15 protein-coding genes are annotated in these 12,235 nt (G+C 67.3%); 7 read left to right on the top strand and 8 right to left on the bottom strand.

Annotated features, from left to right (window positions below):
• Window positions 1-15 precede the first annotated feature (15 nt).
• The 3 genes from ASF49_RS06785 to ASF49_RS06780 all read left to right on the top strand — a co-directional run bounded on the left by ASF49_RS06785 (window position 16) and on the right by ASF49_RS06780 (window position 1,647).
• Window positions 16-813 (top strand): heme ABC transporter permease, encoded by a 798-nt coding sequence (locus ASF49_RS06785; protein ID WP_056469713.1) that lies wholly within the window; start codon window positions 16-18, stop codon window positions 811-813.
• Window positions 814-877: 64 nt separating this feature from the next.
• A complete protein-coding gene (gene ccmD, locus ASF49_RS22945) occupies window positions 878-1,042 on the top strand; it encodes a heme exporter protein CcmD (RefSeq protein ID WP_082510941.1) in 165 nt (54 codons plus the stop codon).
• The gene (locus tag ASF49_RS06780) at window positions 1,039-1,647 is read left to right on the top strand and encodes a DsbE family thiol:disulfide interchange protein (RefSeq protein ID WP_056469710.1); all 609 of its coding nucleotides are present in this window, start codon (window positions 1,039-1,041) and stop codon (window positions 1,645-1,647) included. The genes ccmD and ASF49_RS06780 overlap by 4 nt, the downstream gene beginning before the upstream one ends.
• Window positions 1,648-1,659: 12 nt before the next feature.
• On the opposite strand, the gene ASF49_RS06775 is transcribed toward ASF49_RS06780, so the two are convergent.
• A complete protein-coding gene (locus tag ASF49_RS06775) occupies window positions 1,660-2,376 on the bottom strand; it encodes a Crp/Fnr family transcriptional regulator (RefSeq protein ID WP_056469708.1) in 717 nt (238 codons plus the stop codon).
• A 170-nt stretch (window positions 2,377-2,546) separates the two neighbouring features.
• The gene (locus ASF49_RS06770; protein WP_156652904.1) at window positions 2,547-2,780 is read right to left on the bottom strand and encodes a DUF6894 family protein; all 234 of its coding nucleotides are present in this window, start codon (window positions 2,778-2,780) and stop codon (window positions 2,547-2,549) included.
• A 576-nt stretch (window positions 2,781-3,356) separates the two neighbouring features.
• Between ASF49_RS06770 and ASF49_RS06765 the strand changes: the two genes are divergently transcribed.
• Window positions 3,357-3,986 (top strand): Crp/Fnr family transcriptional regulator, encoded by a 630-nt coding sequence (locus tag ASF49_RS06765; RefSeq protein ID WP_082510939.1) that lies wholly within the window; start codon window positions 3,357-3,359, stop codon window positions 3,984-3,986.
• A 24-nt stretch (window positions 3,987-4,010) separates the two neighbouring features.
• Here ASF49_RS06765 and ASF49_RS06760 read toward each other — a convergent pair whose 3' ends face one another.
• Window positions 4,011-4,634 carry a septation protein A gene (locus ASF49_RS06760; RefSeq protein ID WP_056470052.1) on the bottom strand — a complete coding sequence of 208 codons (624 nt, stop codon included), beginning with the start codon at window positions 4,632-4,634 and terminating at the stop codon, window positions 4,011-4,013.
• Between the two features lie 68 nt (window positions 4,635-4,702).
• A complete protein-coding gene (gene ftsY, locus ASF49_RS06755; protein ID WP_056469697.1) occupies window positions 4,703-6,154 on the bottom strand; it encodes a signal recognition particle-docking protein FtsY in 1,452 nt (483 codons plus the stop codon).
• A 41-nt stretch (window positions 6,155-6,195) separates the two neighbouring features.
• Between ftsY and ASF49_RS06750 the strand changes: the two genes are divergently transcribed.
• Window positions 6,196-6,909: an RluA family pseudouridine synthase gene (locus tag ASF49_RS06750; RefSeq protein WP_056469689.1), complete on the top strand. Its 714-nt coding sequence runs from the start codon at window positions 6,196-6,198 to the stop codon at window positions 6,907-6,909.
• A 29-nt stretch (window positions 6,910-6,938) separates the two neighbouring features.
• On the opposite strand, the gene mtaB is transcribed toward ASF49_RS06750, so the two are convergent.
• Window positions 6,939-8,183: a tRNA (N(6)-L-threonylcarbamoyladenosine(37)-C(2))-methylthiotransferase MtaB gene (mtaB, locus tag ASF49_RS06745; RefSeq protein ID WP_056469687.1), complete on the bottom strand. Its 1,245-nt coding sequence runs from the start codon at window positions 8,181-8,183 to the stop codon at window positions 6,939-6,941.
• 1 nt (window position 8,184) lies between these two features.
• Window positions 8,185-9,090, bottom strand: coding sequence for a diaminopimelate epimerase (gene dapF, locus ASF49_RS06740; protein WP_056469685.1), 906 nt, complete (start codon window positions 9,088-9,090; stop codon window positions 8,185-8,187).
• Between the two features lie 299 nt (window positions 9,091-9,389).
• Here dapF and ASF49_RS06735 point away from each other — a divergent pair, with 299 nt between their 5' ends.
• Both ASF49_RS06735 and ASF49_RS23530 read left to right on the top strand, forming a co-directional pair.
• Window positions 9,390-10,082, top strand: coding sequence for a GyrI-like domain-containing protein (locus ASF49_RS06735; protein WP_082510967.1), 693 nt, complete (start codon window positions 9,390-9,392; stop codon window positions 10,080-10,082).
• A 286-nt stretch (window positions 10,083-10,368) separates the two neighbouring features.
• The gene (locus ASF49_RS23530; protein ID WP_156652902.1) at window positions 10,369-10,554 is read left to right on the top strand and encodes a hypothetical protein; all 186 of its coding nucleotides are present in this window, start codon (window positions 10,369-10,371) and stop codon (window positions 10,552-10,554) included.
• Window positions 10,555-10,859: 305 nt separating this feature from the next.
• Here the strand turns inward: ASF49_RS23530 and ASF49_RS23525 are convergent, their stop codons facing one another.
• Complete coding sequence (locus ASF49_RS23525; protein WP_156652900.1) at window positions 10,860-11,066, bottom strand: hypothetical protein; 207 nt, start codon at window positions 11,064-11,066, stop codon at window positions 10,860-10,862.
• Window positions 11,063-12,232, bottom strand: a complete 1,170-nt coding sequence (locus tag ASF49_RS06730; protein ID WP_056469679.1) for a PepSY-associated TM helix domain-containing protein — start codon at window positions 12,230-12,232, stop codon at window positions 11,063-11,065. The genes ASF49_RS23525 and ASF49_RS06730 overlap by 4 nt, the downstream gene beginning before the upstream one ends.
• Window positions 12,233-12,235: the final 3 nt, after the last annotated feature.

Below are 12,235 nucleotides of genomic sequence, written 5' to 3'. Positions count from 1 at the left end.
CTAGAGGGCCGGACCATGTGGACACGCATCGCCCATCCCGGCCACTTCCTGCGCTGGACTCAGCCCGCGATGCCCTGGCTCGCCGGACTGTCGGGTTTGCTGCTCGTCATCGGCCTGTATCTGACCTGGTTCGTCGTGCCGCCCGACTACCAGCAGGGCGAGACCGTGCGGATCATGTACATCCACGTGCCGGCGGCCTGGCTCGGCGTCTTCTTCTACGGCGCCATGGCGATTTCCGCCGTCGGAACGCTGGTCTGGCGTCACCCCCTGGCGGACGTCGCCCAGCGTGCAGCCGCTCCGATCGGAGCGGCCTTCACGCTGATCTGCCTCGTGACCGGGTCGCTGTGGGGCAAGCCCATGTGGGGCACCTACTGGGTCTGGGACGCGCGCCTGACGTCGATGCTCGTGCTGTTCCTGATCTATTGCGGAATCATAGCGCTGTGGCGAACGATCGAGGACCCGAACCGGGCCGCACGCGCCATTGCCATCCTCACTCTGGTCGGCGCGGTGAACCTGCCGATCATCAAGTTCTCGGTGAACTGGTGGTCGACCTTGCATCAGCCCGCCTCGATCATGCGGATGGGCGGTTCGTCCATCGATCCGAGCATGCTCTACCCGCTGTTGGAGATGATCCTCGCCTTCACACTCCTCGGCGTCACACAGCATCTCTACGCCATGCGCACGGAAATCCTGCGCCGCCGCGTGCGTGCCCTGACCCTTCGTGAGGCCGAGCGCCTGGATGCCGGTCCGGTGCCGGGCCGTGACCTGCCGATGGAGCATGCGCCGATCGGCCGGGTGGTCGAGGGTCTGTGAGCCTCGCATCGATGTGCGCCCGGAAATTGAGCGTCCTGAAACCCTCGTTGATGTGGTCCCGACCATGAATCTCGGCCAACATGCCGGCTACATCCTGGGCGCCTACGCCTTCGCGACCCTGGTGATCGCTGGATTGGTCGTCCACGGTTTGCGCGATCATCGAGCCCAGAAACGGGCCCTGGAGCGTCTTCAGGGCGAGCTGAAGGATGATGCGGGAGGCCGGTCTTGAGCGCGTCGGAGCCCACCGCGCAGGCCCCGGAGCCGGCCCGACGGTCTCTCCTTGTGATCCTGCCTCTCGTCACCTTCGCGGTCCTAGCCGGGATCTTCTTTCTGCGGCTGCGCTCGGGCGCTGATCCGGCGGCCATTCCCTCCGCACTGATCGGCAAGCCGGCGCCCGCCTTCACCCTTCCCGGCATGCCGGGCCTTGCCGCCGACGGATCGCCGGTCCCCGGCCTGTCGCACGCCGATCTCCTCGGACAGGTCACGGTGGTCAACTTCTGGGCTTCGTGGTGCGCGCCCTGCCAGGTCGAGCACCCGCAGCTCATGCGGCTGGCGCGCGAGCCCGGCGTCCGCTTGGTGGGCATCGACTACAAGGATACCGCGGAGAACGGGCGCCGCTTCCTGACCCGGAACGGCGTTCCGTTCCAGGCGGTCGGCATGGATTCGGAGGGGCGAACCGGAATCGATTTCGGCGTCTACGGCGTCCCCGAGACCTTCATCGTCGGACCGGACGGTATCATCCGCGACAAGCTCGTCGGCATCCTCACGCCGGAGAGCTATCCGAGCGTGCTCGACAGAATCCGCGCCATCGGAGGCCCCCCCACGTCCCGCTGACCCGCCGCGTGGTCAGCGACCCGACCGGATCAGTCGTCGGTACTCGGTCTCGGGCACACCGTAGCTGTCGCCGGCTGCGGCCTTCAGCTTGGTCCGGTCGAGGACCTGTACGTACGAGCGCCTGGCCTTGATCATGCCGGCCCCCTCGAGGCTGTGGATCGCCGTCGTCACGCCGGGTCGCCGTACGCCGAGCATCGTCGAGAGGAACTCGTGGGTGACCGGAAATTCATCCCCGTCCACGCGGTCGTGGCACATCAGCAACCAGCGAGCGAGGCGTTCCTCTAGGGCGTGACTGCCGTTGGAGAGCGCGGTTCCAGCGGTCTGGAGATGGGCCACATAGGCATAGTGAGCAAGGATCCGACGCAGGCTCTGCCGATCCTCGATGAGGCGCCGAAAGATTGCGGCTTCGATCCGTAAGGTGTCTCCCTCGATCTGCACGAATGTCTCGTGTGGCGTCCGGTCGACGTCGAGCAGAAGCGGGACCCCGATCATGCCCTCCCGGCCGGTGATGCAGACCTCGATGCGGCGTCCCTCCGGCGTTGCGGCCACCTCCGAGGCGATGCCTGACTCCAGGAAATGGACATGCGTAATCGGTTTGTTGGCAGCGATCAGGATGTCCCGACGCCCCATTGCCACGCCCTCCGATGCAGCTTGAATCGCCTCATAATCATCGGAATCGAGGATGCTGAGGAGGTGGTTTCGAACGTATCGCTGGGACGGCACCGACATGAAACGTAGCGGCTCGGTAGAGCAGCTACTGAACGTTTTGCTGCTCGGATAGGGGACGGATGTCTCTCATAGCCGGATCCAGGTTCTAAGGAACCGCGTAGGAAGGCATCTGTACTATGTCGTACAATCCGCATGGCCAGGCTTCGTCTGGTTCTGCTTCGTCCGGTACGTTACCGCACGCTGGAAAAGGCGATTTCAAGCAAAATCTCGCCGGATTGATCGGTGACTTCAAAACTGCGGCTGTTCCAAAGGTCTGGGCAGCCGTAAGTTTCCGGGCGCCTGCGGATGTCGCGGACGGTTCGCTCGACCAGATCACGCGCTTCGCGTAGGCCGGGAAGGACGTCGCCTTCGGGATCAAGGATCAGGGTGCCTCGGTCCCGGATGTTCAGGAAATACTGGGGCATCGTGGCTTCATCCGCCAATGGCCTGGATATCCTCGCATCATACGGAGGTTGAACGGTGCCGCGCCATGCGTGTTCCCGAGATCGAGCGTCTACTTCGTGGTCCGACGAATCAAGTTTCCCCTCCATCTGAGTCCCCTCCGAAGACATATTGGAGCTCGAGGACCGCGCTTCCGAGTATTGTCGGGCATGCATTCCTCCAGGCCTTGCCCGCGATGGCGAATACAATTTGAAATAGAACGAATTATTGGTAGTTTTATTATTATATTACTGTAGAAATCTATACTATCTCAACGTACTGGTTGGGCTTGCGCGCTTAGGGTTGTGTTCGTAGTTCCAAGAAGTGCTATTTGTCTGATGGCGGACTGAGATACGACTCGGCATTCTCTTTCCAATAGAGAGCTGGTGTGTCATGTCCGCTCCGTCGCCCACAGGAAATCCGGGCTGCGGGTGACCTTGCGTTCGCACTCCCGCTTATCGATTGCCGGAATTGTGACGTCGATCATCCTTCAGTCCGAGGTTCGCAACCGCCTCCTTCGCGCATTGCCCCCACGTGAGTTCGAGCGTCTCCGACCATCTATGGTGCGATGCTCGTTCGACCAGGGCGCGCGTCTGGAAGCTCCTGGCGAGTCGATCGCGGCAGTGCATTTTCCCGAGCCGGGAATGATCTCCGTCATCGCCCACACCGTGGACGGATGCCAAGTCGAGGCCGGTATAGTCGGGCCGGAGGGGATGGTCGGCCTCGCCCTGCTGAATGGTGTCAGCGCGTCACCGCACACCGTCTTGGTCCAAGTGCCGTGCCGGACCGTGCAGATCGACGCGGCTGCGTTCCGAGATGCCCTGGCCGAGAGCCGGGCCTTGCACGAACACCTGCTGCGCTATGCGCAGTGCTTCACCGTGCAACTCGCTCAGGCCAGCCTCTGCAACGCGCATTTCACGATTGAGCGGCGCCTCGCCCGCTGGCTGCTGATGTGCCACGACCGCGCTGACCGCGAGGATCTGCCCCTGACGCACGAGACGCTCTCCCTGATGCTTGGTGTGCGCCGCGCCGGGGTGACCACCGGGCTGCGTCTACTTGAGCTCGCCGGAGCCCTGAAGATGCGGCGGGGTGGCATCGGAATTCGCGATCGTGCCGTTCTCCTGGCGATCGCCGGTGCGTCCTACGGTGTTCCGGAAGCCGAGTACGCTCGCCTTCTCGGGGAGGTCTGAGGACCGTCACCCGACCTGATATCCTCAGGCTGGCCCAGCACCCGCATCTGGCGCTTTGCGCTCATGGCGCATCAGGAGCGGCGTTTGAGCCAGTGCGAACGCGATGGTCAGCGGCATGATGCCGAAGACCTTGAAGCTGACCCAGAAATCTTCCGTCTGGGTGCGCCACACCACCTCGTTGATGGCTGCCAGAACGAGGAAGAACATGCCCCAGCGGAAGGTGAGCTTGCGCCAGCCGTCCTCCGTGAGAGCGAACATCGAGTCGAGTACCACCGAGAGCAAGGACTTGCCGAAGGCGAGGCCGCCCAGCAGCACCAGGCCGAATAGCGTGTTCACGATGGTGGGCTTCATCATGATGAACGTCTTGTCCTGGAGCGCCAGGGTGAGGCCGCCGAACACCACCACCACCACGCCGGACACCAGAGGCATGATGGGCAGGCGCCGCATCAGTGCGTAGTGGATGCCGAGCGCCACCACGGTGGCGGCGATGAAGATGCCGGTGGCCACGAACAGCTTCTGGTCGGGATGCACACCGAGGCGCTCCGCGTAGGCGTTGCCGAAGAAGAAGACCATCAGTGGCCCGAGCTCGAGGGCGAGCTTGAGGAGGGGCGGAAGGTGGCGGCGCGGGGGAACGGCTTCGATCTGCATGAGGTCCATCTTAGGGGATTGCGGGCGATGACCCGCCGCGACAAGGCGCTTCAGGGGCGAGTGCTGGCTCAGCCGGCGTCCAGCCCCGCGATGGCGCGGGCGAAGTCACGGGCCGCGAAGGGCTCCAGGTCCTCCACCCCCTCGCCCACCCCGATGAAGTGAACCGGCAGACCGAACTTGGCCGCCAGTGCCACCAGGATTCCGCCGCGGGCCGTCCCGTCGAGCTTGGTCATGACGAGGCCGGTCACGTTGGCGGCCTTCGAGAACAGTTCGACTTGGCTCAGCGCGTTCTGGCCCACCGTGGCGTCGAGGACGAGGATAACGGCGTGGGGCGCCTGCGCATCGATCTTGCGGATCACCCGCAGGATTTTCTCCAACTCCGCCATCAGCCCGGCCTTGTTCTGGAGTCGTCCGGCGGTGTCGATGAGGAGCACGTCGGTGCCCTGGGCTTTCGCCGCCTCGTAGGCGTCAAACGCGAGGCCCGCCGCGTCCGACCCTTGCGCCCGGGCGATCACCGGGGTCTGCGTGCGCTGGCCCCAGACCTTGAGTTGCTCGATGGCTGCCGCCCGAAAGGTATCGCCTGCCGCCAGCATCAGGGAGTGCCCCTCCGCCTTGAGTTTGAGTGCGAGCTTGCCGATGGTGGTGGTCTTGCCGGCCCCGTTGACGCCGATCATCAGGATCACGAAGGGCTTCTTCGTGGAATCGATGTGGAAGGGGATCGCCACGGGGGTGAGCGCGCGCTCCACCTCTGTCGCCAGGATCTCTCGCACGGCATCTGGCGAGATGCCCTTCTCGTAGCGACCCTTGCCCACGGCCTCCGAGATCCGCATCGCTGTCTCGATGCCGAAATCGGCCTGGATCAGAGCGTCCTCCAGTTCCTCCAGGGTATCGGCGTCGAGCTTGCGCTTGGTGAACAGGCCGGTGACCCGCTCGGTCAGCGCCGTGGAGGTGCGCTTCATGCCTCCCGTGAGGCGACTCCACCAACCACGCTTGGGCTCCTCCCCCGCCATGTCGGGCTCGGGCATGAAGATCTGTGTCGAGACCTCGGGCTCGGGTTCCGGCATGGGCGCCGGCTCGGGCACGACGGCAGGTTCCGGGGCGAAGGCCTCGCTCGTCGTGTCGGCGGCCTCGGCGCCCCGATGCGGATCGTCGCCGGCCGTGCCGGCGGGCGGACGCTCTTCGGCTCCCTCCACGGGCTGCAGGTCGGCCCCTTCGAGTTCGTCCGGCACCGCGTTCTTGTCGGGCGTGCCTGTGGCAGGCTCGCCGGGCGGTGGGGGCACGTGGGAGACATCCGTCGCGGCGGTGGCGAAGTCCGGCTGGCCTTCGGAGAACGAGGCCGGGGAGTCCGACGGTGGCGCGGTCGGGACGACGGCCGGCTCGGGCTCCGCCGCGGGCGCAGGACGTTGTCTCTGGACCGGCTTCGGGTCCGGCGGCTGCACCGGCACCGGCGCGGGCCGCTCCTCCTCCTTGGTGCCGAACATCTTGCGCAGCAGCCAGCCCGGCCTCTTGTCTTCGCTCATTCCCGCTTGCTCCCCGGACCCGGCATGGTTAGCGCGAGGGTATGCCCCCAGCCGATGCCCTCCTAACAGACATAGGCGCGCGCCTCCTCTATCGCGATGCCCTTGTGCTCGTCATCGACAAGCCGGCCGGTCTGCCCGTGCATCCCGGTCCCAAGGGGGGCGAGACCCTCACCGATCACCTCGACGCCCTGCGCTTCGGGCTGCCCCGCCGGCCGGAGGCCGCACACCGCCTCGATCGCGACACCTCCGGCTGCCTCGCCCTCGGGCGCCACGCCAAGGCGCTCGCGCGCCTCAACAGGCTGTTCGCCGCCAGCGGTACGGTGGAGAAGACCTACTGGGCCCTGGTGGAGGGCGGACCCGAAGAGCAAGCCGGCACGATCGACCTGGCGCTGGCGCGACGCTCCGACGACCCGCGCTCCTGGTGGATGAAGACCGATCCGACCGGCGACCCTGCGCTGACCCGCTTCACGGTCCTCGGACGCGGCGGCGGCCTGACTTGGCTCGCCCTCTCGCCGGTCACCGGCCGGACCCACCAGTTGCGGGTCCATTGCGCCGCGATGGGATTCCCGATCCTCGGCGACCCGATCTACGGCACCGCGCCCCGCAGCGGAGGGCCGGGTCTGCAACTGCATGCCCGCGCCCTCAGGTTGCCGATCTACCCGAAGAAGCCACCGATCCGGGTCGAGGCACCTGCACCGGCGCATATGCGGGCGGGCTTGGCGGCCTGCGGAATCGAGCCCTCGGGCGCGTCCTGAGGGAGGTCGGGCCGCCTTCCGGAGACCGCTCAGGCGGCGATCAGCACCCTGCCGTCATGCCCCCCGATCGTCACGTCCGTGAAGATCCCTGGCGACGTCCCGGAGGGGAGCCGGACCGGCGTGAAGGCTTCCGTGCGGCCGAGGCCGCCCCGCTCGGTGAGGACCCGGTGCGTGCGGCCCACTTCGCTGGCGAGGTGCGTCGCCAGGGCGGCGTCGCCGGCAGCACGGAGGCGGGCGGCGCGGGTCCGCACGACGTCGCCGGGCACCGGCGGCATCCGGGCGGCGGGCGTGCCGGGGCGGGCGGAGTATGGGAAGACGTGGAGATGGGTCAGGCCGCATTCCGCGACGAGATCGAGGGAGCGGGCGAACTGCGCCTCGGTCTCGGTGGGGAAGCCTGCGATGAGGTCGGCCCCGAAGACGGCGTCGGGGCGCAAGCTCCTGACCGTGCTGCAGAATTCGATCGCATCGGCGCGGGTGTGCCTTCGCTTCATCCGCTTCAGGATGAGATCGTCGCCAGCCTGGAGGGAGAGGTGGAAGTGCGGCATCAGCCGCCCCTCGTGGGCGATCGCCTCCATCAGCGCCGCGTCGGCCTCGATGGAATCGATGGAGGAGAGGCGCAGCCGGGCAAGGCCGGGGACGCGCGCGAGGATGGTCTGTATTAGGAATCCCAGTCTCCCGGACGCGTCGAGGTCGCGCCCATAGGCGGTCAGGTCGACGCCCGTCAGCACCACCTCGCTCCCGCCGGCCTCGACGATGCGGGCGACCTGGTCGACCACATCCGGCACTGGCACGGAACGCGAGTTTCCGCGCCCGAACGGAATGACGCAGAACGTACAGCGATGGTCGCAGCCGTTCTGGACGGGCACGAAGGCGCGGGTCTGTCCGGCGATGCCGGCGATCCGGGTCGGGCTGGCCCGACGCACCGCCATGATGTCGTCGACACGGGTGCGCGCCTCTGGCCGGACCGGCAGGGACCAGGTCTCCGCCCGGCCCTTCGCATCGTTGCCGACGAGGCGCGCGACCTCCGGCATCGCCGCGTAGGCGTCGGTCTCCACCTGGGCGCCGCAGCCGGTGACGACGATCTCCGCGCCGGGCCGTGCGCGGGCGAGCTTGCGGATGGCCTTGCGGGCCTGGCGTCCGGCCTCCGCGGTCACCGCGCAGGTGTTGACGATGACGAGATCGCCGGAGGCGGCGCCCGCCTCCGCGTGCCCACGCATCACCTCGGACTCGACGGTGTTGAGGCGGCAGCCGAAGGTCAGGGTCTCGACCGCCATCTCAGGCCGCATCTCCATCCGGGCCCTTGGCCGCGAAGATCCCGGGTGGCAGGCTGCCGTCCCATTCCAGGGCCACCGGGCCGGTCATCAGCACGTGGTCGTCGGCGCGCCACTCGATGACGAGGTCGCCGCCCGGAAGGCCGACGGTCGCGCCGCGGCCGATCATGCGCAGGCGTGCGGCGGCCACCACGGTGGCGCAGGCGGCGGTGCCGCAGGCCAGCGTCAGTCCGGCGCCACGTTCCCAGACCCGCAGCTTGACCCGGTCCGGCCCGACGACCTGGGCGACCGAGATGTTGGCCCGGTCCGGAAAGATCGGGTGGTTCTCCAGCATCGGGCCGATGCGGGCGAGGTCGTAGGTGTCGGGATCGCGGTCCACGAAGAACACCGCGTGCGGATTGCCCATGTTCACGACGCCGGGCGAATGCAGCACCGGATCGTCGATCGGGCCGATCTGAAGCTCGATCCGGCGGGTGTCCTGGAACGGCTCGGCCAGGGGGATCTCGGCCCAGGCCAGCTTCGGCCGGCCCATGTCGACGGTGAAGGAACGCTCGGAGACGCGCTTGACGCCCACGAGGCTGCCCCGGGTCTCGAGGAGCAGCCGGCCGCTCTCGGCGGGCCGCGCCATGGCGGGGTCGTCGAGCATCGCGTAGGCGACGCAGCGCGTGCCGTTGCCGCAGGCCCCCGCTTCCGAGCCGTCGGTGTTGTAGATCCGCAGGAATGCGTCGGTGGCGGCTGTGCGGGCATCGTGGATCACCATGAGCTGATCGAACGACGCACGCGGATAGGCTGCGATGGCGCGCGCCTCCCCGGCCGTGACCTGCGTCTGTGTCCCGCGCAGGTCCAGGACCACGATCTGGTTGCCGGCTCCGTGCATCTTCAGGAACCGCCGATGGGCAAGTTCGCTCATGCCGCCTCGTCTCTGTGCCTTGCGTCCGGGGTATCCGATCGCGCGGAGCTCCGGTCCCCATCGGGGCCGAGGGCTCCCGCGGGGCTATAGGCCAAAGCGACGGCGCACGCACGGGCCTCCGGGGGCGCGGCTGCGTTGCAGAAGCGCCGCGCCCCGCCAGCTTCGTGCGGCGCGACACCCGGGACGTCTCGCCGGGCGGAGGCATCGCGCCTAGTTTCCCGGGACGGGCCCGGAGGCATGCGATTCGACCTGCCCCGCGCCGATCCGGAGCCACCGCCTTGACCCGCCCAAGCTTGAAGATGCTCGCCGGGGGCCTCGTTCTCTCGGTTGCCTGGGCCGCGAGCCCGGCTCCGGCTCAGCCGGTAACGCCGCCGGCCACGGCCGATCCGCTGCCGACCACCACCAATCCCGATCCGAAGACGCCGGGCACGGCGGACATCCCGGTGCCGGCCCAGGCCGGCGCGGCCCCCTCTGCGACGCCGCCGGCCGGCCCGCGCCAGACCCTGGTGGCGACGCCCGGCGACGCCAACGACGTCGACGAGGTCTCGCTGCCCGCCAAGCCGGCCGCGATCCTCGCCGGGCGGACGAAGTGGGAGGAGGCGGTGCCGAGCCTCAAGGCGGCCTTCCAGCGCATCGAGGCGGATCTGGCCAGGGCCGGCATCCAGGCGGTGGGACGTCCGATCGCGGTCTTCGCCAAGACCGACGACGATGGCTTCCAGTACGACGCGATGATCCCGATCGCCGCGATGCCGGACCCCAAGCCCGCCGAGGCCGACGGTCTGCGCTTCGGCTCGACACCGAGCGGACGCGCCCTGCGCTTCCCGCACAAGGGCTCCTACGACGAGATCGACGGCACCTACGAGACCCTGACGGCCTATCTCGACGCCAAGGACATCGTGGTGCAGGACCGGTTCATCGAGGAATACGTGACCGACCTGAACGACAAGGCCGACGAGAAGCTCGACGTGAACATCTACGCCCTGCCGAAGTAGCGGGCGGTCACGGCCGGGCCGCATCCGAGGCGGCCTCGCGCCGCCGGCCGCCTTGGAGTTGGATCACGCGGGTCCGCCGCCTCGACGGGGCGGTCGTCCCGGCTGAAGACCATCAGGGTCCGTCCTGCCCGCCTCAGGTCGAGGCAGCGACGGCCTGGGGAACGGCGCCGGCAGGCGATCTGCGCCCGGGCGGAAACGGGCAGTCAGGCCAGGATCAGGCAGGCGAGGACGGAGCTGACCGGTTGAGTCCGCGTCGAGCAGCTCCGGGGCGAAGCCGGACAGCACGGTGTCGGCGATGATCGCCGCGAGGGTCGCGACCGAGGCGCAGTTCTCGATCAGGCGAGAGCAGTCGAAGGAAGAGGGGCTCCAGCTTCCGCGGCTCGTCGCGATGGGCCTCGATACCGCCGGCCGGCCCCGCGTTCCGCAACTCATCCGCCGGCGGCGATGGAGGCACGACGGGCGCACTGGCTGAGTCATTGAGATCGAGTGGTCAAAATCCGACGGATGGTATCCGCCCTGAATGTCCGAGAAGGGTGGATTTCTGCCGGTCCGTTTTTGGGAAGGGAGATGCATCGAAGCGGGCATAGCCGCAGGGACCGCTCACGACCCTCTGCTGACGCTGGGAAGGTCCGCTTGAAGGTTCTCATCCAGGGCGGCGCCTACAAGCGGACTATGTGGCTTCGAGATAATGCGTTTTGAACACGAGGATTTATAGCATGCTTATCCCAAATAAGCGCCGATAGATACGCCTCGACGGTACGAAGTTGGCTGACGGCATCACAGACTTCGCCTTGGACTGTCTTTCCTTCGTGAAAGACCTAGACCGATGGCATAAGCGAAGGTTAGAAACAGGATCAGAGCGGCGATGGCGTCCCGGTCGGCCTCCTCGGTCAGCAGTGCCCCGATTAGGCTGCCCAGCGTGACGGCAGCGATGATGGCCGGCGCCGTCCAGATACGGCGTGCTTGACCGGTGGAAGGCATCACGCGTCGGGTTCCAGGAATGAGGAGCGGTTGCCAGAAACGGCGGATGCCGCACATGGAACGACTGAGCGTTTGCGCGCGATCCAGAGATAGATTCCGCTGCCGAGCACGACGACCGTCGCTCCATCTAGAAGCGCCCAAACGACCTTCAGCGGCAGGCCACCGTAATCGCCGAAATGTAGTGGCTGCGACAGGAACAGAGCCTGCACGTACCAGGGCATGGCCCGCATGTCGGTGAGGCGTCCCGTCTCCGCGTCGATCAAGGCGGGCTTGAGTAGCCGCGCGGTGAGCGGCGTATTCCCGGCCATGAAAACTGCGTAGTGATTATCGCTTGAAAAGGCCGTGCCGGGAAACGCGACGAGGCGCGGCGTCATGTCGGGAGCGGCCGCCTGGGCCGTGGCCACCGCCGTGTCGATCGAGACGCGCGTCCGAGGGCGCGGCACGCCACGATAAGGCGCCGTCATTTCGGCGAGTTGGCCTCTTTGCCAGAGCGTCAGCATCAGGTCGGCCCAAGTGTTGATCGTGCCCGTCGCGCCGACGACGAGGGCCCAGGCGACCGTCGCGACCCCGATCAGGTTGTGCCAGTCGAGCCAGCGGATGCGCGCACTGCGTGTGCGGCGGACGGTGGCGAAATTGAGTTTGCGCATGAAACGGCCGTAGAGCACGACGCCCGAAACAATGGCGACGACGAACAGCAGCCCCATTACCCCGAGGAACAGCTTGCCCGGCAACCCGAGGAACATGTCGGTGTGCAGCTTGAGGAGGAAGCCCATCGGGCCCGCCCCGGGATGCGCCTCGATCAGAACCGTGGCCGTCCTGCGATCGAGCCCGACAAAGTAGTCGCTCGGAACCTGCTGGAGAGCCCGGGCGAGGCCGACCAGCGCCGCGTCCGGCTCGTCCTTGTCGAAGGACACGAACTGCACGACCACGCCCGGCCTCTTCGCCTCGGCCGCCGCGACGAGGCTGCAGAGAGGGAGATGGGGCGTTCCAGCGGGCATCTCCGGCAGCACGGGCTCGTAGCCGAGGGCATGATCGATCTCGTGATGGAAGATCAGCGGCAGGCCGGTCAGGCAGAGCATCAGCAGGAATGCCATGCTAAGCAGGCTGGTCCAGGTGTGGACCGCCGACCAGATGCGGAAGCTGCGAACCCGCGGCGTGCCCGCGGCCATGGC

The sequence above is a fragment of the Methylobacterium sp. Leaf104 genome (assembly GCF_001422885.1).
Lineage (GTDB): Bacteria > Pseudomonadota > Alphaproteobacteria > Rhizobiales > Beijerinckiaceae > Methylobacterium.
This window is presented reverse-complemented; position numbering and strand designations above follow the sequence as displayed.